Annotated in this window: 19 protein-coding genes and 1 tRNA gene; 8 read left to right on the top strand and 12 right to left on the bottom strand. The window is 55.2% G+C overall.

What is annotated here, in order from left to right:
- Positions 1–2,076 (top strand): hypothetical protein, encoded by a 2,076-nt coding sequence (locus FJ695_RS11400; RefSeq protein ID WP_141185564.1) that lies wholly within the window; start codon positions 1–3, stop codon positions 2,074–2,076.
- Here FJ695_RS11400 and FJ695_RS11395 read toward each other — a convergent pair.
- Positions 2,073–2,570 carry a GNAT family N-acetyltransferase gene (locus FJ695_RS11395; protein ID WP_141185563.1) on the bottom strand — a complete coding sequence of 166 codons (498 nt, stop codon included), beginning with the start codon at positions 2,568–2,570 and terminating at the stop codon, positions 2,073–2,075. The genes FJ695_RS11400 and FJ695_RS11395 overlap by 4 nt on opposite strands.
- 384 nt (positions 2,571–2,954) lie before the next feature.
- Here FJ695_RS11395 and FJ695_RS11390 point away from each other — a divergent pair, with 384 nt between their 5' ends.
- From FJ695_RS11390 to FJ695_RS11385, 3 genes are all read left to right on the top strand, one after another.
- Positions 2,955–3,929 carry a glutathione S-transferase family protein gene (locus FJ695_RS11390; protein WP_141185562.1) on the top strand — a complete coding sequence of 325 codons (975 nt, stop codon included), beginning with the start codon at positions 2,955–2,957 and terminating at the stop codon, positions 3,927–3,929.
- A gap of 323 nt (positions 3,930–4,252) precedes the next feature.
- Complete coding sequence (locus FJ695_RS28005) at positions 4,253–4,393, top strand: hypothetical protein (protein ID WP_168206213.1); 141 nt, start codon at positions 4,253–4,255, stop codon at positions 4,391–4,393.
- Between the two features lie 233 nt (positions 4,394–4,626).
- The gene (locus FJ695_RS11385) at positions 4,627–5,583 is read left to right on the top strand and encodes a metallophosphoesterase (RefSeq protein ID WP_141185561.1); all 957 of its coding nucleotides are present in this window, start codon (positions 4,627–4,629) and stop codon (positions 5,581–5,583) included.
- Between the two features lie 3 nt (positions 5,584–5,586).
- Here the strand turns inward: FJ695_RS11385 and FJ695_RS11380 are convergent, their stop codons facing one another.
- Positions 5,587–6,168, bottom strand: a complete 582-nt coding sequence (locus FJ695_RS11380) for a hypothetical protein (RefSeq protein ID WP_141185560.1) — start codon at positions 6,166–6,168, stop codon at positions 5,587–5,589.
- Positions 6,169–6,395: 227 nt separating this feature from the next.
- Between FJ695_RS11380 and mtnA the strand changes: the two genes are divergently transcribed.
- The gene (gene mtnA / locus FJ695_RS11375; RefSeq protein ID WP_141185559.1) at positions 6,396–7,502 is read left to right on the top strand and encodes an S-methyl-5-thioribose-1-phosphate isomerase; all 1,107 of its coding nucleotides are present in this window, start codon (positions 6,396–6,398) and stop codon (positions 7,500–7,502) included.
- Positions 7,503–7,511: 9 nt separating this feature from the next.
- Here mtnA and FJ695_RS11370 read toward each other — a convergent pair whose 3' ends face one another.
- The gene (locus FJ695_RS11370; RefSeq protein WP_141185558.1) at positions 7,512–8,123 is read right to left on the bottom strand and encodes a GNAT family N-acetyltransferase; all 612 of its coding nucleotides are present in this window, start codon (positions 8,121–8,123) and stop codon (positions 7,512–7,514) included.
- 198 nt (positions 8,124–8,321) lie between these two features.
- Between FJ695_RS11370 and FJ695_RS11365 the strand changes: the two genes are divergently transcribed.
- Positions 8,322–8,603 (top strand): flagellar biosynthesis protein, encoded by a 282-nt coding sequence (locus tag FJ695_RS11365; RefSeq protein ID WP_141185557.1) that lies wholly within the window; start codon positions 8,322–8,324, stop codon positions 8,601–8,603.
- Positions 8,604–8,631: 28 nt separating this feature from the next.
- On the opposite strand, the gene flhA is transcribed toward FJ695_RS11365, so the two are convergent.
- The 9 genes from flhA to FJ695_RS11320 form a co-directional block, all read right to left on the bottom strand.
- Entirely contained in the window at positions 8,632–10,812 is a 2,181-nt protein-coding gene (flhA, locus tag FJ695_RS11360) for a flagellar biosynthesis protein FlhA (RefSeq protein ID WP_141185556.1), read from the bottom strand.
- A 70-nt stretch (positions 10,813–10,882) separates the two neighbouring features.
- Positions 10,883–12,235 carry a sigma-54 dependent transcriptional regulator gene (locus tag FJ695_RS11355; RefSeq protein ID WP_141185555.1) on the bottom strand — a complete coding sequence of 451 codons (1,353 nt, stop codon included), beginning with the start codon at positions 12,233–12,235 and terminating at the stop codon, positions 10,883–10,885.
- A gap of 12 nt (positions 12,236–12,247) precedes the next feature.
- On the bottom strand, positions 12,248–12,583 hold the full coding sequence (fliN, locus tag FJ695_RS11350; protein WP_141185554.1) for a flagellar motor switch protein FliN: 336 nt from the start codon (positions 12,581–12,583) through the stop codon (positions 12,248–12,250).
- Positions 12,580–13,311, bottom strand: coding sequence for a FliH/SctL family protein (locus FJ695_RS11345; protein ID WP_141185553.1), 732 nt, complete (start codon positions 13,309–13,311; stop codon positions 12,580–12,582). The genes fliN and FJ695_RS11345 overlap by 4 nt, the downstream gene beginning before the upstream one ends.
- A complete protein-coding gene (gene fliG, locus FJ695_RS11340; RefSeq protein WP_141185552.1) occupies positions 13,311–14,357 on the bottom strand; it encodes a flagellar motor switch protein FliG in 1,047 nt (348 codons plus the stop codon). Before fliG ends, FJ695_RS11345 begins: the two co-directional genes overlap by 1 nt.
- A gap of 2 nt (positions 14,358–14,359) precedes the next feature.
- Positions 14,360–15,976, bottom strand: coding sequence for a flagellar basal-body MS-ring/collar protein FliF (gene fliF, locus FJ695_RS11335; protein WP_141185551.1), 1,617 nt, complete (start codon positions 15,974–15,976; stop codon positions 14,360–14,362).
- Positions 15,977–16,288: 312 nt separating this feature from the next.
- The gene (locus FJ695_RS11330; RefSeq protein ID WP_029065927.1) at positions 16,289–16,564 is read right to left on the bottom strand and encodes a DUF1153 domain-containing protein; all 276 of its coding nucleotides are present in this window, start codon (positions 16,562–16,564) and stop codon (positions 16,289–16,291) included.
- Positions 16,565–16,922: 358 nt separating this feature from the next.
- Positions 16,923–17,591: a flagellar hook assembly protein FlgD gene (locus tag FJ695_RS11325; protein WP_141185550.1), complete on the bottom strand. Its 669-nt coding sequence runs from the start codon at positions 17,589–17,591 to the stop codon at positions 16,923–16,925.
- Between the two features lie 30 nt (positions 17,592–17,621).
- Entirely contained in the window at positions 17,622–19,688 is a 2,067-nt protein-coding gene (locus FJ695_RS11320; protein WP_141185549.1) for a flagellar hook-length control protein FliK, read from the bottom strand.
- Positions 19,689–20,030: 342 nt separating this feature from the next.
- Here FJ695_RS11320 and mnmA point away from each other — a divergent pair, with 342 nt between their 5' ends.
- A complete protein-coding gene (gene mnmA, locus FJ695_RS11315; RefSeq protein ID WP_141185548.1) occupies positions 20,031–21,209 on the top strand; it encodes a tRNA 2-thiouridine(34) synthase MnmA in 1,179 nt (392 codons plus the stop codon).
- Positions 21,210–21,321: 112 nt separating this feature from the next.
- Positions 21,322–21,398, top strand: a tRNA-Met gene (locus tag FJ695_RS11310).
- Positions 21,399–21,407 lie beyond the last annotated feature (9 nt).

Genomic DNA, 21,407 nt, shown 5'->3' with positions numbered 1-21,407 from the left:
ATGGTCTGGTCAATCTCATTCGATCCGCTTGTCCCGCAATGGCTGCTTATAACAGCCGCGGTTGTAACGGCTCTGATTGCGCTTTTTCTGGGGTTCATCAATCTGCGTGGATGGTTGCTGCGAACAACCGCCATGGCCTTGCTTGTCCTGGCTCTGGCCAATCCATCAATTGAGCGCGAAGACAGAGAACCTCTGTCCAGCGTGGTGGCGTTGGTTGTCGACAAAAGCCAAAGCCAGCGGCTGGCAGAACGCGAAGACACCACGACAGCCGCCGCAGAAGAAATTCAGTCCAGAATTGAAGCGCTTGATGGATTTGATCTGCGGCTCTTGGAAGCGCGAAATTCCGGATCGGGAAATGGCACTGAGGTATTCCAGACACTTGCCAACGGTCTAGCTGACGTCCCGCCCGAACGGGTGGGCGGTGCAATCATCATCACGGATGGCCAGATCCACGATGTTCCCGAAAATGCAGAGGCTCTCGGCTTCGACGCGCCAGTCCACGGACTGATCACCGGAAGCGCCGACGAACGCGATCGCCGCATTGTTTTGGATACAGCTCCGCGTTTCGGTCTTGTCGGATCTGAACAAACCATCAGCCTGACAGTTGTAGATCAGGGGTTGGGCACAGGCCCTGGCGACCAAGTCAATCTGACTGTGAAGCGTGATGGCAGCGTGGTCACCACCCGTACGGCTCGCACAGGTGAAAAGATCAACATACCCGTTGAAATCGCCCATGGCGGGGACAACATCTTTGAAATCGAAGCAGACTCCCTGCCCGGCGAACTCACCACTTTGAACAACCGGGCCGTGGTCACCATTGATGGCATCCGGGAGAATTTGCGGGTGCTGCTTGTTTCCGGCTCACCGCATGCCGGCGAGCGGACTTGGCGCAATCTTTTGAAATCCGACGCTTCGGTCGATCTTGTGCATTTTACCATTCTCAGGCCGCCGGAAAAGCAGGATGGAACCCCGATCAATCAGCTGTCGCTGATCGCTTTCCCGACCCGGGAATTGTTCTCGGTGAAGATCGATGAGTTCGATCTGATCATCTTCGACCGCTATGTCCGGCGCGGCGTTCTGCCGATGCTCTATTTCGACAACATTGCCCGTTATGTCCGCGAAGGCGGTGCCGTCCTCCTTGCCGGCGGTCCGGACTATGCTGAGGGTGGCAGTCTTTATCGGACCCCGCTTGCCCCGATCCTTCCGGCCCGTCCGACTGGCGCTATTCTAGAACAGCCGTTCCATGCCACGCTTGCCAGCTTGGGTGAACGGCATCCCGTGACACGCGGATTACCCGGTGCTGAACAAGACCCACCGGCTTGGAGCCGATGGTTCCGCGCGGTCGATACAGAATTGGATGCCGGCCATACGCTGATGTCCGGCCCGAGCGAGACTCCGCTTCTTGTGCTGAATCGCGAGGAGAAAGGCCGGGTCGCTATGCTCCTGTCCGATCATGTCTGGCTGTGGGCCCGCGGCTTTGAGGGCGGTGGCCCGCACGTGCCGCTTCTTCGGCGCCTGGCACACTGGCTGATGCAGGAACCTGACCTGGAAGAAGAAGCACTTAACGTCTCCTTACGTGGACCTGAATTGATCGTAGAACGGCAAACACTGGGCCAAACCGCGAATGATGTCACAGTCGTTACGCCGACAGGAGACCGCTCTGAGCTCAGCATGACAGAACAGGAGCCGGGCTTGTGGCGTGGGTCCGTACCTGCGACGGAAACTGGCCTCTTTTCGATCAGCGATGGCGCAATGAACGCACTGATCCATGTTGGCCCGCAGAACCCGCGGGAATACACGGACGTTCTCTCCACGACTGAAGTGTTGACCCCGGTCAGTGAGGCGACAGGTGGCACTGCCCGGCGTCTGCGGGATGTCGGTGGCGATCTCGACCTACCGCGCGTGGTCTCCATGCGGCCATCTGCAAGTTATGCCGGCAATGGCTGGATCGGGCTGAAGGCAACTGAGGCCAGTGTCTTGAACGGCGTAGACCGGTTCCCGCTGTTGATCGGACTTCTTGGGTTGGCCATACTTCTCGGCGCGACGACCGCAACTTGGTACCGGGAAGGCCGTTAAAGCGTCTTTCCGTGAACATGGCCTTCAGGCAGGTCGTCCTGATGCAACCGGGCAATCAATAGGCGCTCCGGATCCACCGGACCGGGCAAGGTTATCTTGCCAAATGGTACCTGCTCAAATCCAAAGGGGCTGTAGTACGGTGCATCGCCCACAAGCAGAACAAACTGGTCGCCTGCAGCTTTTGCGGCGTCCAGTGCCGTCAGCATCAAAGCTTTTCCAAGCCCGCGGTTTTTAAAATCAGGAGAGACCGTCAGAGGCCCTAGGAGGAGCGCATCCGTTTCACCAATGGTGATTGGGCTCAGCCGGACAGATCCTGCAAGCTGGCTGCCAGCCATGCCGACAAACGCTAAATCTTCCCTATGTGGCACATTTTCGCGAATACGAAACGCCGTCCGTGCAAAACGGCCCGGACCAAAAGCCTCGGCTTGCAGATCTTCAATCGTTGTGTTGTCGGCGGCGTCTTCGAGACGAATGACCCAGGAGGTCTGTTTCATGGGGATGTTTCCAGCTGGCAAAGTGTATCAGTTACGCGCCCGCCGGTATCCCGTTTTTGAATCAGGTGTTCCGGGATCAGGTCAGCCGCGACGGTGCAGACGAGAGTTTCCTCGTCGGCTGGTTCGTCGTCGGAGCATGTGACCTGCGCTCGTCAATCCGGTGTCTTTCCCATGCGGTGGCCGGACATCATCGGCACACCATTTCAAAACAGAGGCTAGCGCCTACCACGCATAACACTTTCCGGTCCAGAACTTTTTTCAATCGGCCCCAGTAAGAAAAACCGATCCGCATTGTTCTCTGGCTGCGAACAGTGCATTCAATTGATTGAAAATGGCCGCCGAGACACAAGCTATTGTTACAGAGTTTTGCAAAAGGAGACCGGTATGGGAACGCTTGTTGAGGGCGTCTGGCACGACCAGTGGTATGACACAAAATCAACCGGCGGGCGGTTTGTGCGCAAGGACGCCGCTTTCCGCAATTTCATCACAAAAGATGGCAGTCCCGGGCCAACCGGACAGGGCGGATTTGAAGCTGAATCCGGCCGCTATCACCTTTTCGTCTCCTTTGCCTGCCCTTGGGCGCATAGAACCCTGATTTTCCGGACACTAAAAGGATTGGAAGATTTGATCAGTGTTTCCGCTGTTCAGCCATTGATGCTGGAAAACGGTTGGGAGTTCGGAGAAAACGAACCGTTGACGGGGGCAAACTACGCTTGGCAGGTCTATGTCAAAGCCGACCCCACCTATTCTGGGCGCGCGACGGTTCCGATCCTTTGGGACAAGAAAAAGCAGACCATTGTCAGCAATGAATCCGCGGAAATCATCCGCATGTTCAACACAGCGTTCAATCATCTGACCGGTTCGGAAGCTGACTACTATCCTGAAGGATTGCGCGACCAAATCGACGCCATCAACGAGCCGATCTATCACACGGTGAACAATGGTGTGTACAAAGCTGGCTTTGCGACAACACAGGACGCCTATGACGAAGCAGTAGCTGAACTCTTCAAGACACTTGATCAATTGGAAAACCGTCTGGCAGATCAACGGTATCTTGTTGGGGATACGCTGACGGAAGCCGATTGGCGGTTATTCACGACACTTGTGCGCTTTGACCCTGTGTATGTGTCTCATTTCAAATGCAACATCCGCCGGATCATTGATTACCCGAACTTGTCAAACTATCTGCGCGAGCTCTACCAGTATCCTGGAATTGCGGCAACGGTGGATATGGCGACGATCAAGCAGCATTATTTTGGCTCGCATGAATCGGTCAACCCGCATCGAATTGTGCCTGCAGGCCCGGAACTCGACTATTGGGCACCGCATGACCGGGATCGTTTCAAAAAGGCGGCCTGACACTAATATTCCCAACGCCATCGGGATCTCAGTTTTTCCCGATGGTATTTCTTGAGAGGGCGTGGGCCCTATCCTTAGCCCTGCGCATAGCCCCTTCACGCAATAAATACACGAACACTGCGCCCCGTTTATTGCAGATAGTTCAAACGAGGCCCTGAGTGAATAACTAATGCAATTCTGCAGGTTATCGCCAATTTGAAGTATCTGGGAAGACTTCATTAACCCATGCAATCCGTGCAACGCAGCCCTCGAAGAATAACGCTCCTCTTCTGCAAAGCGAGTGCCTATATAAGCATCAACTTGATGACTTAAGGGGCAGCGCAGTGCCCACGACCAAAAAGGAACGCGCTATGTTGAAAGCTCTCTTCTCTAACCGCCGTCGCCGCACTTACCAGTGGAAACCGGCTATCGACACCAGCAACCCGCGTATCGTCGCATCCCTGACCACATTCCCGACCAACTGATCACTCTAGTTGGCGGCAGGCGGAGGCCTTGCCATGTTTGGATTTGTCAACGTTGTCGGAGCAAGCCTGCGGGAAGGAACCCGGACCGCACAGGCAAAAGCAGCTGGTCCTAGAACAGCTGCAAAAATCAAATCCGGCAAAAAAGGCGCATAAGCGCTACCTGAAATTGCTGCATATTTAGCGCCGCTCATTTTTCTTGACGCGGCGCTTTTTGTTTTGATGATGCGCGCATCATGTTCAAGCTTGCCCATATCTCCGATCCCCACCTTGGTCCTCTGCCGGATCCCAAACTCCTTCAGTTGTTTTCCAAACGCCTGCTCGGATATTTGAACTGGCAGCGCAACCGCTCGAAAATCATGGGTGGCAATCACCTGGAGCAGTTGGTGGAAGATATGAAAAACCAGTCGCCCGACCACATCGCGGTGACAGGGGATCTCGTAAATATCGCTCTTCCAATGGAAATCACCGGCGCGCGAACGTGGCTAGAGGAGATAGGCCCAGCCGACCAAGTGTCCGTTGTTCCAGGCAACCATGATGCTTATGTCCGCGGCGCTGTCAAAAAAGCCCGCACAGCCTGGTGGCCTTACATGAGCGGCGACAATGGCTCCGCCGCAGCCCCGGCGGAAAAAGTCCGTTCCGAAGCAACATTTCCCTATGTCAGAAAACGTGGAGAGGTCGCGATCATTGGCGTGACAACAGGGCGGGCCACGGCTCCTTGGTTTGCGTCCGGGCGCGTCGGTATCAAACAAACCCGGCGCTTACGTGAAATTCTTGAACAACTTGGCGAAGAAAATCTTTTCCGGGTTGTGCTCATACATCATCCGCCGTTTAAAAACGCCACCCTGTGGCACAAACGCCTGTCCGATGCCTCCCGCCTACGGACAGTGGTCAAACGCGTCGGTGCGGAACTGATCCTCCACGGGCACACCCATATCGACAGCTTCGAAGAAATCGAAGGGCCCAGCGGCCCGGTTCCTGTGATAGGTGTGCCGTCAGCCACCAGCGCACCGGGCGGGCACAAGCCTGCAGCCCGCTACAATCTCTTTTCGATTGCGCGAAATGGGGATGGCTGGACGTGTCAGATGGAAGAACACGGCTTTGAGCCAGAAGGCGGCCCGGTGAAGCAACTGAGCCGGCGAGACGTAGCGATCTCACCGGCCGCGCGAACCGTTGATGACTTCAATGGCTGAAACCTAGAGCGGGTTTGCAAACCAGGCAAATCCGATCAAGCCAACAATGCCAAGCGCCAGGCCAATGCCGAAAGCCCCCGCGACAGGCAACCAGGGCGTCCTGCTTTCTTTGACCCGGACCACCTTGGATTCCAGGGCCACCTGACGCAAACGGTTGTTGAGCCAATCGCCTTCCAGCGCTTTTTCCCGCTCCAAGACCCGCTCGGCGATATATTCAGTCAAACAATCGGCCATATCGTCGATATTCGCGGTTTCCAGAATGACCACGCGCCCGAGCCGGGTATCTTTCAAGAAACGATACGTCCGTCTATCACCGGCCACGGCAACATGACTGGTCGCATCGATCCAGAGGCGCGGAGTGGATCCTGCAATGATCTGAAGAGAAAACTGATCATCATCTTCTGGAATTTCCCGGAAAACGTCCTTCAGCTCATCCGCCAGCATGTCCAAACGCGCGCGTTCGGTATCCTGCAATTCGACGACAACATCAGAACGCTCAACTTCGCCCAGCTGCACTTTGCGGATGGCATCGCGCAAGGATCGCATGCGGGTGTGCGGAACCACGTTGTCCTGCATTTCAGCCATTGAGTGCCAGCTCCATATCTTTTGTCGGTGCGACTTAATCTTAATTGAATCTTAACCGCGCACGGCCGTGACGCCATTCCTCTTTGCAGGGTATCCACTGCCAATCGCGCGAATATGGTTAACAAACATTAATTGATTTTTTGCCTTGAGACCAGCAAGCCAGTGCTGGTTTGCTTGCGAGCGATGAGGTATTCAAAAAGAAATCCGGTTTTTAGGGAGATACCGGCATGGATGTCGATGGCAAGAAATACCGCACGATTTGGCTGGCCGATGATGGCGAAACAGTCGAAATCATCGATCAAACGAAATTTCCCTATGTGTTTGAGACTGTCCAGATGAGGACAATGGCGGAAGCTGCGCACGCGATTCGCGTGATGCAGGTCCGCGGAGCACCGCTGATTGGCGCGACCGCTGCCTATGGTGTTGCGCTCGCCATGCGAGAAGATCCTTCTGACATTTCTCTGCACGCCGCCTGCTCCAGTCTTCTGGAAACCCGGCCAACCGCAGTAAACCTCCGATGGGCTCTGGATCTTGCTCGAAAGACGCTCATCCAAGTCGCACCAGAGCATCGCCGGGACGCTGCCTACAAATTCGCCAATGACGTTTGCAATGAGGACATAGCCATCAATATGGCTATCGGTATGCATGGAATGGAGCTGATCGCAGCGATTTCCAGAACCAAACGGGAGGGCGAACCCGTCAACATCCTGACCCATTGCAATGCGGGCTGGCTGGCAACAGTCGATTGGGGCACAGCAACAGCGCCAATTTATATGTCCCACGACGGAGGTATTCCGGTGCATGTCTGGGTCGACGAGACCCGGCCCAGAAATCAGGGAGCCTTTTTGACGGCCTGGGAGTTGGGCAAACACGGCGTCCCCCATACCGTGATTGTCGACAATGCCGGCGGCCACCTTATGCAACATGGCGAGGTGGACATTGTGATCACCGGCACCGACCGAACCACTGCAACGGGCGATGTCTGCAATAAAATCGGCACATATTTGAAAGCACTGGCGGCCAAGGACAACAATGTACCCTTTTATGTCGCCCTGCCCTCTCCAACGATAGATTTCTCACTTTCCGATGGTGTGCGGGAAATCCCGATCGAAGAACGCAGCGGGGAAGAAGTCAGTCAGATGACGGGGCGCACTGCCGCCGGGGCAATCGAAACCGTTGACATCGTCGCCGATGGATCCGAAGTCGGGAACCCGGCCTTCGATGTCACCCCGGCCCGGCTGGTCACCGGACTGATCACAGAGCGTGGTGTCCTTGAACCAAACCGCCAGGCGATTGCGGCGGCTTTTCCCGAACGGGTAAAACTGAGCGCTTAGGAAGCCGCCTTAGCCTAGGCAGGGCACGTGAGGGGCTGTGTCTTTGGAATAGAGGCCTTGAAGGCGCGGATCGTCCATAACTTCAATCGATCGTTTGAACGGTTTGAAGCCACAAGATTGATAGAACCGGATTGCTTGCGGGCTGTCGGCCGTGCAGGTGTGTAGCCAAACACGTTTTGTTTCTGGCCTGGCCCAGGCCATCTCAACGGCTTGGCTCATCAGCCAGCGTCCGACTCCACCACCAATCGCTCCAGGCACCAAACCAAAATAAGCGATTTCTACGTTTTCTGGATCGGCAAAATTGACTTCAAGTGTTCCCAGCACCTGGCCATCGCGCATAGGACGAAAATTCTTGCGGGCCGGCTCTGATAGAAGTGCAGCAAGCTCGTCATCCGGTTTCACAAGACGGCCAAACCAGATCCATTCTTCTCCAACCGCCCTAAAGAGGGCTTTGTATTCTGCTGTTTCTGGCTTTTCCCATCGCTCCAGGACCACATCTTCGCGGCCAGCCGACAAAGGCCTCTCCGGCGCAGCGGTCATTTCCAAATGTGTGACCACAACCGCGACTTTTGTATCCGGAATGTCCGTATAGCCGTTCAGTTCCAAGACTGGTCCCGACATGCTGCCTCCTTTGGCCATATTTGATGCAAACCGCCATAACAGGTGAATCTCATACAGCCAAGCCGTGGCAGCTACGGCATCAGCCTGCTAGAGGCAATGACAAGAAACAATCTGTGAGGATTCTGAACCCAGGCTGATCGTTAACGACTGATTAACCATGTTTTGCCACCGTCAATCTGTATCCAGGAGAGATGCGAGATGCCAAAAGTAGGAAACTATGTGCAACGCGATTACCACAGCCGTTTCAGCTCGAAACGGAAGTCGAAGTGGAATTCGTATAACAACTCCTGGTCACAACGGCGTTCGAATTCCATTCAAAAAGGCAAGGCGCTCCGCAGTCAGCTCACCAACACCGTGACCAATGTAACTGTCACGGCTGGCCAGCAACAAACTGCAATGTTTCTGCAAAACCGCTATACCCCACAATCGACCTACGCCAGCCCAACTGCGGTCGCCTCACGGGTCAACGTCCTCGTATAACACCTGCTCGCAGACTAATTTTAAGAATTTAGATAGACCCAATCGTCTTCAGCTTGACGCGCGGGTGCACTTCGCCCTGGCTCATCACGGTCGTATGTGCCCGGAAACGCTCAACAATAGACCGGACAAAAGGCCGGGTTTGTGGAGAGGTTAGAAGCACCGGCACTTCACCTTGCTGGGCGGCCTCTTCAAAGGCATCGCGCACAATACCAACAAATTCCTGAAGTTTGCTCGGCTGCATCGCAAGCTGGCGGTCATCACCTTCGCCAACAATGGATTCAAGGAATGCCTGCTCCCATTGCGGAGACATTGCAATCAACGGCAGATAGCCACCCGGTGACAGGTTTGCAGCGCAGATCTGGCGACCAAGACGGGTCCGCACATGTTCCGCGATCGTGTCTGTATTGCGGGTCATGCCGGTTGCTTCGGATACGCCCTCCAGGATCGTGCCCAGATCACGAACCGAGATCCGCTCGTTGAGCAGTGCCTGCAGGACACGTTGAATACCGGAAACGGTAATCTGGGACGGGATCAGATCTTCAACCAGTTTGGCCTGCTCGCCCTGAAGCTCTTTCAGTAGTTTCTGAACATCGCCGTAAGTCACCAGTTCACTGATATTGCCCTTAATGGTCTCGGTCAGGTGGGTCGACAGAACGGTTGCCGGGTCAACAACTGTATAACCGCGCAGTGAAGCGTCCTCACGATACTGGGCTTCCACCCAAGTCGCGGGCAAGCCGAAAGTCGGCTCGGTCGTATGTGTGCCGGGCAGTTTCACTTGCCCGCCTGCCGGATCCATCACCATGAAATGGTTTGGATAAAGGTTTCCACGGCCAGCTTCGACTTCCTTGACCTTGATGACATAGTCGTTGGCGCCGAGCTGAATGTTGTCGAGGATCCGGACCGGCGGCATGATAACGCCCATATCGCCCGCAATCTGCCGGCGCAGCGCTTTGATCTGCTCGGTCAGCACGTCGGCATCTCCGGTCGCCTTGCCGTTGATGAGCGGCAGCAGAGCGTAGCCAAGTTCGATGCGCAGTTCATCCATCTTGAGTGCGTCGGTGATCGGCGGTTCGGGCGGTGGCTTAGGCGCTTCTTCAATCGCCTTAACCACAGCTGCCTGGGCTTCTTCCTTCTTCTTATTCGTGCCAACTTGATAAGCGAGATAGCCAGCTGCACCAGCCAGTCCCAAAAACGGGATCATCGGCATACCCGGCAGCAACGCGAGAACGACCATCACCGCAGCGGACATGCCGAGTGCTTTCGGATACCCGGTAAATTGGCTTGCAAGCGCTTTGTCTGCAGCACCGTGCACACCAGCCTTGGAAACCAGAAGACCTGCAGCGGTCGAAACGATCAGCGCTGGGATCTGCGAAACAAGACCATCACCGATAGTCAAAAGCGTATAATTGTTCGCCGCCTCTGAGAAACTCAGCTCCATCTGGGCGACGCCGATGAAGATCCCACCTAGGATATTAATAAAGGTGATCAGAAGGCCCGCGATCGCATCTCCGCGGACGAATTTGGACGCACCGTCCATCGCGCCGAAGAAGGAACTTTCATCTTCAAGATCTTTACGCCGGCTTTTCGCCGTCGCTTCATCGATCAATCCAGCGGACAAATCGGCATCAATTGCCATTTGTTTGCCCGGCATCGCGTCCAAGGTGAAACGTGCCGCGACTTCTGCAATACGGCCGGAACCTTTGGTGATGACCACGAAGTTCACGATCACCAGGATCGCAAACACGATGATCCCGATGACGAAGTTGCCGCCCATCACCAAGTTGCCGAACGACTGGATAACATTCCCGGCCGCTGCAGTCCCCTCATGACCATTTGCCAGAATGAGGCGGGTGGAAGCGATGTTCAGTCCCAAACGCAACATCGTTGCGATCAGGAGAACCGTCGGAAAAGACGAGAATTCCAAAGGCTTTTGAATGAACAAACCGGTCATCAAGACCAGGACGGAAAAGATAATGGAGACCGCCAGGAACATGTCCAGCATGACCGGCGGCATCGGCAGGATCAAAAGCGTCAGGATGATGAGCACGCCGGTCGCAAGGCCGATATCGCCCTTACGCAGCGTATTGATTATTTCCTGAACACTCGGCAAACCGGAAACAGCAGAAGCCGGGGCGGCTCCTGGAGCCCCCTCCTGACCAGCGGCAGGTCCTGCTGCCCCGCCTTCTCCACCTGCTGCAGTGTCCGACATGCTTGTTGCTAATCTCTTTCCGTTTCGTCCAGTCCCGGATTATTCCCGATCTGGATGGTTATGACGTTTGTTAACCGCGTGCTTCGCCCGGGCTCGGCACCTGGACTCCTTCATCTGAATACTGATTCAGTTTGTTGCGCAGTGTCCGGATCGAAATTCCGAGAATTTTAGCAGCATGAGTCCGATTTCCCAGACAATGATCGAGCGTATCCAGGATGAGGTCCTGCTCAACATCGGCAACAGTTCGCCCAACAAAGTTACGAGTGACGGCTTCTGCCGTTTGCGCTGCGCGCTCCGCTGGACCGCGCGAAACACTCAAAGGAGTGCCATCGGGCATACGAATAGCTTCAACACCAATTTCCGCGCCGGACGCCAGCAGTGTTGCGCGGTGCATGGTATTTTCCAGCTCACGGACATTGCCCGGCCACGGATTCGACATCAACGCCTGCCGGGCTTCAACAGACACCGGCCGCACCGGCACCCCATTGGCTTCCGAATAATGCGTAATAAAGAACTGAGCCAACTCCATAATGTCCGCCGGGCGTTCCCGCAGAGCTGGCAATTTCAGATTGACGACGTTGAGGCGGAACAAAAGGTCTTCCCGGAAATGTCTTTCGCGCACACTTTCAGCCAAGTCCCGGTTGGATGTTGCGAGGATACGAATGTCGACTGGAACCGGACGTGTCCCGCCGACCCGGTCGATAACCCGCTCCTGGAGCGCTCGCAGAAGCTTCGCTTGCAAGCGAACATCCATTTCCGAAATCTCGTCCAGCAGAAGCGTGCCGCCATCGGCTTCTTCGAATTTGCCGATCCGGCGGGCAACGGCCCCGGTGAAGGCTCCCTTTTCGTGACCAAAAAGTTCTGATTCTAGAAGGTGCTCCGGGATCGCAGCACAGTTTATGGAAATAAAGGGCTTGGACGCCCGGTTTGAACACTTGTGAACGTGGCGGGCGATAACTTCTTTACCGGTGCCGGATTCCCCGGTGATCAAGACGGAGGCATCGGAGGGAGCAACCTGTTCTGCCAGTTTCACGACACTTGCCATGGCATCGTCACGGTAGATCAGATCTCCGCGTTCTTGGGCAACGGCGGCTAGAACCGCAGCAATCATCTCCGGATCAGGTGGCAGCGGAATATATTCTTTTGCCCCAGCCCGGATAGCAGAAACAGCAGCTTGAGCGTCTGTTTCAACGCCACAGGCAACGACGGGTACGTGAACCCGCTCAGTTTGCAGCTTTGCGATCAATCCTTCGATATCGAGGTGAACCTCGACCATCATTAGGTCTGCACCGCGCCCGGACCGCAGAACCTTCAATGCCCCTTCGACATCGTCGGCATGGGTCACCTGAGCGCCGCCCTGCATCGCTATTTTTGAAGCTGCCGTTAGCTGCCCGCCGAGGGTTCCGACAATCAAAAGGCGCATATAATCTGTTCCCTATCGATCGGTCTTGATGATTTCCGTCATGGTCACGCCAAGTTTGTCCTCAACCAGGACAACTTCTCCACGTGCCACAAGGCGATCGTTTACATAAATATCAATGGCTTCCCCGACTTTCCGGTCGAGTTCCAGAACCGTCCCAGAGGCCAGTTTGAGCAAATCTGAGACATGCATTTTGGAGTGCCCCAGGACAGCAGAAATCCGGACGGGAACATCAAAAACCGCTTCCAGATCAGCCGCAGACTGCGGGTTATGAATCTCATCATCGTCACCGGTGCGTTCCGGCGCCTCCAGTTCATCCAGAGGGATGTTTGTGTCTTGTTCGTCACTCATGCCTCAGTGTCCTTCTCCGGCTCAGCCTCGGCTTTCGTGGCCGGTTTCGGGGCGCTGCGCGCTGTCAAATACGCGCGAATACTTCCATCTATTTCCGCTTCAAGCGCTTTCCGGTCCCGCTTGATACCGCCATCGGCCCACTCGATATGACAATCGCCTCGTTCAATCTCCGGCTCTCCAAGAATGACCAATCTTCCGTCAAAGCCTTTTTCATGAATGATTGGATCGACCTTAGCCTTCAGCGCCTCAACATCCCGCTCGGCCACTCGAATGACCAAGTGGGGAGCCCGGCGCAACGGTCCAAGACATTCTGACACCAAAGCAATCGTTTCGGCCAGTGGCTGGCGGGCAATCAGGTGGCTGCACAGGCGTCTAGCCACAAGAAATGCAAAGCTGACCGCATCTTTCTCCTGCGCAGAGATAGATTCATCAACCGTTTGCAAGACCTGCCCGATCACTTTGGTCAAATGACTGACCTCTTCAGTCAGCAGAGTTTCCTGCTTGGTCTGCATATCCTTCAGGGCTTGAACACGACCCTCTTCAAAAGCCTGCGCCTTCGCCTTTTCAAGAAGCTTTTGATGATCGGCAACCGGGATCATCGGAATTTCCGGTTCTTGCGGAACAATCTCCTCCGGCTCCTCCGGCTCGGAGAAGTCCACATTGAACAGAAATTTCGACGGGTTCGTCATCGTGCCCATTCTCGTGTAGGTTTCTGCTTGTTGCCGCATCAGTAGATAATCTCTTCATCACCCTTGGACTTGGAGATCATAATCTCGCCCTTAGCTGCCAGATCCTTGGCCTGATTGACCATCCCTGTCTGAGCATCATCCACATCTCTCAAGCGCACAGGGCCGAGTGCGTCCATATCGTCCTCCAACAATTTGGCCGCGCGGGAAGACATATTGCCGAAGAAGAACTCGCGTGCTGTATCCGTAGATCCTTTGAGGGCGATCGCCAGCTGATCTTTTTCTACGTGCCGCAGTAGTGTCTGCGCACTTGCCGCATCCAGCTTGAGCAGGTCATCGAAGGTGAACATCAAGGTCTTGATGCGATCCGCGGCTTCACGATTATCCTCTTCCAGGGCTGCCAAGAAGCGTGCTTCGGTCTGCCGGTCAAAGTTATTGAAGATATCCGCCATCATTTCGTGGCTGTCCCGGCGCGAGGTGTTTGTCAGGTTTGACATGAACTCAACCCGCAAGGTTTGCTCAACTTTTTCCAAGACCTCTTTTTGAACAGCGTCCATGCGCAGCATCCGGCTAACAACTTCCAGCGCCAATTCTTCCGGCAAGATTCCCAAGACCCGGGCAGCGTGATCAGAGTTGATCTTCGACAGAACAACCGCCACCGTCTGCGGGTATTCGTTCTTCAAATAGTTGGCCAGGACGTTTTCCTGAACGTTTGAGAGTTTCTCCCACATGTTCCGGCCGGCCGGACCGCGAATTTCCTCCATGATGACACTGACTTTGTCACCAGAAAGGAAAGTCGACAGCAACCGCTCCGTCGCATCAACGTTGCCGGTAAGCGCGCCTTTGGAGCTGATACGGCGAACGAAGTCCTTGAAGAGATCCTCCAGCATGTTCGGCGTCACCGGACCAAGGTTCGCCATCGCCGCAGAAACCTGCCGCACTTCAATCTCGTCCAGCTTGTCCCAGATAGGTGCACCATGAGACTCGCCAAGCGCCAGCAACAGGACAGCCGCGCGCTCAGCGCCCTGAAGCTCTCGCTCTTCTTCGTCCGCGCTGACCGTAAGATGATTTTGAAGTTGATCACTCATTGCTACGCAGCCTGCTCATCCAACCAGCCGCGAACAATATTGACCGCTTCTGATGGATGATCTGCTATCATTTCACCGACCTTGGCAATCGAGCTGGCCTGCAGAGCACCTTCCTGCTTGGCCTGCTCCAGCCACTCAATAACGAACTCATCTTCGGCTTCCTCTTCCTGAGGCACTTCGCTATCGGCCACCAACGTCCCGTCCGGCCCGATTACCAACTCCTGCGGCTGCTGCTCTTCAGGCGTTACAATACGGCGCAGAAGCGGCCGGACCACGAATAGCAGCAGCAAGATCGCAATCAGGAACAAGACACCCAATTCGGCAAACCGCATGATATCATCGCGGGTGAATTCAAAGAGGCCATCGCCTTCCGCGATGTCTTGCTCTGGCGGCAAGGCGAACTGAAGATTGATGACTTCAACGACGTCTCCGCGGGTTTCATCATACCCCACGGCGGAGCGGACCAAAACCGCAATCCGGTCCAGAGCTTCTTGTTCCCGCGGTGTATAGACGGAATTGCCGTCTTCATCCGGCAGATATGTGCCGTCCACGAGAACCGCAACAGACAAGCGGGTGATTTTGCCGGCTTCGACAACTTCTGTTCGCGTCGATTTGGAAATCTCGTAGTTAACAATTTCTTCCGTCAAAGAAGAGGAATCTTGGTCGCCTGCATTAGCTCCAGCCTCATCTTCTTCATTCGGCAATTCGTTTCCGACAGTGACCTGACCATCCCTACGCGTACTGGCTGTGGCTTCTTCTTTTGACTGGGTCGAACGAACGACCTGACCTTCTGGATCAAATGTTTCTGTGGTTTCCGTGCGGCGATTGAAATCAATGTCAGCATTGACCCGCACCCGTGCACGGCCCGGCCCGACAATCGAATTCAGAATCTCCTCCACTTGATTGCGCAAACGGCTTTCAATCGCGGTAGTCCGCTCTTGCAGACGGGCAGACACCATACCTTCGTCATCGCTGCCAGCGCCGGACGCCAGCAAGCGCCCGCTTTCATCAACGATTGACACTTTATCTGGGTCCAGCCCATCGACAGCCGTTGCAACAAGATGTTGAACAGCGCGGATCTCACCAGGTCCAAGGCCACCACGAACATTCAGAACGATGGACGCGGACGGCGGACGGCGGTCCCGTTGAAACAGCTGACGCTCAGGAATGACCAAATGAACGCGGGCAGAACGGATACGGTCAAGTGAACCGATCGTACGCGAGAGCTCGCCTTCCATTGCCCTAAGATGATTGATGTTTTGAACGAAGCTGGTTGCACCAAGTGTGTCAGACCGGTCAAAGATCTCGTAACCGATTGAACCACCCGTCGGCAAACCTTCAGATGCAAGCTGCATACGCAGCCGCGCCACTTGTTCTTGCGGCACAAGAATACTAGATCCCTCGCGCGCAAGTTTGAATTGGACACCTTGGCTTTCGAGTTGCGAAACGATTGCAGCGGAATCTTCCAGAGTCAGCTCGTTGTAGAGCGTTGTCATCTGAGGGGCAGTCACCCGGAAGATGATAAATGCAAAAACACCGACCAAGATCGCAGCCACGGCCCCCATCGCCGCGATCCGCGCCGGTCCAAGTGTTTTTATGAATTCAATTAATCCGTTCACGAATGCCCGCCCGCATCTTTCGCATGCCTTCCGCCCTTATCAGCAGAGCCGGAGCGACATGCCACGCACCTGTTAGGCAAAATTTGCCGCCCTGAAGGTTAACAAGAAGTTAACAAAACATTACTCATGAACACAGAGTGGCAGAAATCAGCGGATTTGGGAGCTGCAGGATGCAACTGAGATGGGGAAAAACTGCCCATCTCATTAACCTTTGGATAAGTATGACAATTCGAGAGGCAACAAAAAAGGCCGGCACAGCCGACCTTCCCCGAAGCACCTAGTCAGATGCCTATGAATTTCTCACCAGGCTTATCAGCCCCTGTACTGCTGAATCCGGGTAGCACGCAAACCAGCCAACCCATGTTTTTCAATTGAGCTTTGCCACGACAAGAACTCTTCAACAGTCAGGGTATATCTCTGACAGGCTTCTTCAAGCGACAACAGTCCGCCTCGAACGGCTGCGACCACTTCCGCCTTTCGCCGGATCACCCATCGCTTTGTAGACGTGGGCGGGAGGTCCGCAATTGTAAGCGGGCTTCCATCCGGACCGATGACATATTTTACACGCGAACGAATTTGTTCGGTCATTGTACTCTCACACTAACCATGACCAAGGTTTAGATGAGACTACACAATGACGCTTAACAAACGGCTAAAGCAATGTTCGCCTTTCATTAACTATAAAACTCAGATTTTGTGAATAATATTTAGCAAATTATGAAAAATTAGACTTAGAAACTACAGGACATTATATGAATTTGTTAACCATGATGTCCTAATCGTGCAAAATGCAACGCAAAGCGAGACAGAACGGGAAAATCGCAAATTTGCCGCACCCTACCTGCGGTAAAGTTCGGGGCACAGCCTGTCTGAATTGACAAATAATTTGAAAAAACCGCCACCTTCCCACCAAATAACGGCCAGGAAGGCGCCTGAACGGCCAATATTAAATAGAGCGGACGGACTTCACTGCACTGACCGGCACTGAGATTTCGCCAATCCTTAGGAAAGGGATATCCCCACCGAAATCGACCTCATCGACGACACCAGACACCTCAATCGATGCTGGTTCAGCGTTCCCAGCCGCATCGGACACATCCAGCTGGATCGTATATGCGCCGCCTGCCGCTGTTCCACCGTCGTCCAGTTCGCCGTTCCACGTATATGTTCCGCCACCCGCCTGCATCTGAATCTCACCGGTATAGACGACATTGCCAAATTCATTGAGAATTTCGACTGTTCCAGAGGCATCTTCGAGGACATCGTATTCCCAAGACGCCTGGCCATCCACCATCATTGCTGTACCGCCAGCTGCGGTTACTTCTGTGCCGATATAATTGACATAGGCAGAGGATTGATTGCTGGACAGCAAACTGATCATCTCTTCTAAGTTTTGGTTAGTCTGGATAGACTGCTCAACGCTGGAGTATTGCACAAGCTGGTTGGTGTACTCTGCAGAATCCAGAGGATCCAGCGGATCCTGGTTTTGAATCTGCGTGGTCAGCATACTCAAGAACAGCTCATAGTTTGCCGATAAACCGGACTGGCTAGCTTGGCTCGCGGCATCACTTGCAGATTGGGTGACACCACTTGTTCCAGGTGTAATAATCGTCATTACTCTCTCCTAAGACGCTTGGCACGCCTCTTAAATCCGGATGTCCAAACCGCCACGCTGCTCTGCGAGCGTCATTTGTAGAAGTTCCCGGTCCACGATATCGCCAGCCGCCGCATCGTCGGCAGCCCCATCTCCGCCGCCGGAAGACTGACCCGATTGATTTTGCTGATGGTCTTCACCAGATGCAAATTGCTGCCCGGCTTCCTGCTTCAAGGAAAACTGAAGGTCGTTGGAGTTGGTATTCAGACCCGCCGCTTCAAGTGCCCGCTCCAAACCGCGCTGATCCCGCAGGAACATATCAAGTGTTTCCGGACGCTCAACGATCAGATGCGCCTGAACGCTGCCGTCTGCCGCCACCTTCATATTCACATCAACACGACCCAATTCTGGTGGGTCAAACCTCATCTGGAAGCGGGTTTGGGCGTTTTTCAGATTCCGGGCCATTTCGACAGCCACTTGAGTGGCCACCTGGGAGCTTTGCGCCTGATTTGGAGTTTGAAGAGCCTCGGTCCGGGCCGCACCCTGCATATCACCGCCGCGCAGCGTAGCTACAAAATCCGGCTCGTCGGCCAACTCGGCCCCTAGCCCAGCTTTGGTACCAGCACCATCAACAACAAGATCGTCAACAATCTCGCTCACCTGGGGCTGACCTGAGGCCGCAGCGGCAATTGAATTTTGAGGAGTCACGATTTTCGACTGCCCGGCAAACTGACTTCCTACCTGAGCCTGACTGTCAACACCGGCGCTCCACGAACCAGTTGCCCGTACCTCGCTGGCCAAGCGCGGCCCTGGCCGCATCTCATCTCCGTCAAGATCTAATGGCGCGTCCTCAGATTGGCGAGCAGCGGCATCAGACGAAGAAGCATCAGACTGAAACAGTGTTTGCGGCAAAACTTGACCAGCCAACGTACCAGCTGTTTGCGGAGCTGACGCTACAACACTTTGAACAGGCTTAGCATCGGTAGTTTGAACCAAGCGAACCGGCTCCACATCAACACCGGCCTGATCAGCCCCAGTTACATCGCTTGTACTGGCTGCAGTGTTAGTAGGAGCGCTGTTCGCCGGCCGCACCAAACCCGCAATCTCTGCACCAGCCGCTGATGAAACGCCCCCGGACTGCCAGACACGCGGCTTTACTTCTTGTACAGGAGTTTGCGCCCTATCCACGATGGGACCTTCAGCATTCCCCAAAGGCACACCCGGCTTAACACCGCCTGTCTGGTCACTTTGCACAACCCGGCCGGCGAGCTCTTGCGCCGGTTTGAACTGCTCAAGTTCGGAAAGACGCTGCACTTTCGAAGTATCGGCTCTCAACTCCTGAGGCAAACCCTCCTGCCAGCGACGGCTATTGGTTTCTACAGCCCGCGTGCCATTTTGGCGATCGATAGCCTTCGCATCACGTCCTGGCAACTCCGGATCATTTTCTATGACAAGCGAACGCACAGTTGCGCCTGCACCATCCGAATCTGCCGGACCAGAGCCTGTCAGCGGACCATCACCTCCGCGAACACCCTGCTCCGCTGAGACATCAACAATTGGGGCAGACGCGGCTTGCTGGCCATAAGCACCACCCCCCTTTGCATTTTCGCCCGCATCACCTGCGGCGGCCGGCACATTGGCCTGAGGAAAACTCGATACCTCAGACCCTTTGGACACAGGCCCCGCCAAGGTCGCGCCCTCTCGGCCAATTCCTTCCACACGTCCTTCTTTAACCAACTCTCCGCCCCCGACGTCTGCTTGCCAAGCAACCCCAAGATAACCTGGAACCGCGCTGACTTGCGCCTCAGCAAAAACAAGCCCAGCATCCGGAGACGGCAGATCCGTGCTTTGAGCGGCTTCCAGCACCCCATCACCAACACCATCTGCAAGCAATGAAGTTGACACTTCCGGGTCACCGGACAGGTCAACTGGAAGAGCATCGGCCTCCGCCTCTCCCGGCAGCTCCGCGCCCGGCTCTTGCAACGCGCTTTGAAGCTCCTCGGAAAACTGCTGAAACTCATTACCAGACCCACCAGTCGAGCCAGACGCCAGCCCACCGGCAGCTTTGACTGGCACGGGTCCTTGAGTTAGTTCGGTCATCATTCCAAAAGGCAGCACGGAAAGCCCCCAAAAGTTCACGCCCAATCAGCGGACGGATAGCATCAGCCAATAGAAAGCAAACCGCGGGCCAGTTTTTCCAAAACCATCAAGACATTGAATCACTTAACTTTTGCCACGTACTCGCGGTACAAGCACCGCCCTTAACACGGCAAGCTTTGCCGCTCCGGCAATGCATGCCGGGTGCCCGGCACTCGCAATTGGCAAAAACAGCCCTTATCTGTATAGTGCCGCGCAATGAGAATTGGCCTAACCTGACAACCGCTTGGCGGTAGCCATCGACGGCGCACAGATGTGCACGCCGGACGGCAGGGCCCAACACTTCTGAAAGTGCCTTTGAACATGTTGAACAGTCTGGATCTTCCCGGCCGCCCTGAAGACACGCGTGTCGTTGTCGCCATGTCCGGCGGCGTCGACAGTTCCGTGGTTGCCGCGATGATGCATGCGCAAGGGTATGACGTCATCGGCGTCACACTCCAGCTTTACGACCATGGTGCGGCCGTTGCCAAGGCAAAATCCTGCTGCGCCGGGGTCGACATTCACGACGCCCGGCGGGCCGCAGAAAAGATCGGCATTCCGCATTATGTGCTCGACTATGAAAGCCGTTTCAAAGAGCAGGTCATGGACCGGTTCGCCGACAGCTACATCGCCGGCGAAACGCCCATTCCGTGTGTCTCCTGCAATCAGACCGTCAAGTTCACGGATCTTTTGAAAACCGCCAAAGACCTTGGCGCCGACGCTCTGGCAACAGGCCACTACGTGCGTTCCGTTACCAAGGGCAACAGACGCGCCCTCCACCGCCCGGCGGATCTCGACCGCGACCAAAGTTATTTCTTGTTTGCCACCACCCAGGAGCAGCTGGATTTTGTCCGCTTTCCGCTTGGCGGCATGCCAAAATCGAAAGTGCGGGAACTTGCAGAGGAGTTTGGCCTCTCGGTTGCTAACAAACCGGACAGCCAGGACATCTGCTTCGTGCCGAACGGAGACTATGCCGAGGTCATCCGCAAGCTGCGCCCGAATGCCGCCGAACCCGGCGACATTGTCCATATGGACGGGCGGGTCCTGGGCAAACACGACGGCATCATTCATTTCACCATCGGTCAGCGGCGCGGCATTGGCGTGGCCACTGGCGACCCACTGTATGTGGTTCGGCTGGACGCCGATGACCGCCGGGTGATTGTCGGCCCGCGTGAAGCTCTGGCAACCCGGACCATCTTGTTGCGTGAAATGAACTGGATCGGCGACCTGCCGCTGGATGAAGGCGATGAAATAGACGTCTTTGCAAAGGTCCGCTCAACGCGGCCGCCGGCGCCGGCGACCTTGCGGATATTAAATGGCAAGGCCTTTGTCGATCTTGCCAATGGCGAAACAGGTGTGGCTCCCGGCCAAGCCTGCGTCTTCTTTGACAGCGACGATGAAACCGCCCGTGTTCTGGGCGGCGGATGGATTCACAAAACGGAACGCACGGGCAATTGGGCAGTCGATTTTCCACAAGCCGAGGCGCCGGTTTCTGCCGTTTAGACTGCCACTCGAAAGAATGTCGTTAGGCGCAGATTCTGCGCTTGACGCCTGCGCGCCACCTCACTATAAGCTCCCCACACCGCAGCGCCTTTGTGAAGGCAGCTGACCGGATGGCGGGGTAGCTCAGGTGGTTAGAGCAGCGGAATCATAATCCGCGTGTCGGGGGTTCGAGTCCCTCTCCCGCTACCAAACTTCTCC

The organism is Labrenzia sp. PHM005 (assembly GCF_006517275.1).
Classification (GTDB): domain Bacteria; phylum Pseudomonadota; class Alphaproteobacteria; order Rhizobiales; family Stappiaceae; genus Roseibium.
Note: the sequence above shows the minus strand (reverse complement) of the source record. Positions and strands in the feature narration are given on the sequence as shown.

Coding starts and splice junctions, on each gene's coding strand:
- fliN (WP_141185554.1), bottom strand. CDS start 12,583: ATGAGTGACGAACAAGACACAAACATCCCTCTGGATGAACTGGAGGCG.
- FJ695_RS11380 (WP_141185560.1), bottom strand. CDS start 6,168: ATGGCTGAAATGCAGGACAACGTGGTTCCGCACACCCGCATGCGATCC.
- FJ695_RS11355 (WP_141185555.1), bottom strand. CDS start 12,235: ATGCGCCTTTTGATTGTCGGAACCCTCGGCGGGCAGCTAACGGCAGCT.
- FJ695_RS11345 (WP_141185553.1), bottom strand. CDS start 13,311: ATGCGGCAACAAGCAGAAACCTACACGAGAATGGGCACGATGACGAAC.
- flhA (WP_141185556.1), bottom strand. CDS start 10,812: ATGTCGGACACTGCAGCAGGTGGAGAAGGCGGGGCAGCAGGACCTGCC.
- FJ695_RS11400 (WP_141185564.1), top strand. CDS start 1: ATGGTCTGGTCAATCTCATTCGATCCGCTTGTCCCGCAATGGCTGCTT.
- FJ695_RS11365 (WP_141185557.1), top strand. CDS start 8,322: ATGCCAAAAGTAGGAAACTATGTGCAACGCGATTACCACAGCCGTTTC.
- mtnA (WP_141185559.1), top strand. CDS start 6,396: ATGGATGTCGATGGCAAGAAATACCGCACGATTTGGCTGGCCGATGAT.
- fliG (WP_141185552.1), bottom strand. CDS start 14,357: ATGAGTGATCAACTTCAAAATCATCTTACGGTCAGCGCGGACGAAGAA.
- FJ695_RS11395 (WP_141185563.1), bottom strand. CDS start 2,570: ATGAAACAGACCTCCTGGGTCATTCGTCTCGAAGACGCCGCCGACAAC.
- FJ695_RS11330 (WP_029065927.1), bottom strand. CDS start 16,564: ATGACCGAACAAATTCGTTCGCGTGTAAAATATGTCATCGGTCCGGAT.
- FJ695_RS11385 (WP_141185561.1), top strand. CDS start 4,627: ATGTTCAAGCTTGCCCATATCTCCGATCCCCACCTTGGTCCTCTGCCG.
- FJ695_RS11390 (WP_141185562.1), top strand. CDS start 2,955: ATGGGAACGCTTGTTGAGGGCGTCTGGCACGACCAGTGGTATGACACA.
- mnmA (WP_141185548.1), top strand. CDS start 20,031: ATGTTGAACAGTCTGGATCTTCCCGGCCGCCCTGAAGACACGCGTGTC.
- FJ695_RS11370 (WP_141185558.1), bottom strand. CDS start 8,123: ATGTCGGGACCAGTCTTGGAACTGAACGGCTATACGGACATTCCGGAT.
- FJ695_RS11325 (WP_141185550.1), bottom strand. CDS start 17,591: ATGACGATTATTACACCTGGAACAAGTGGTGTCACCCAATCTGCAAGT.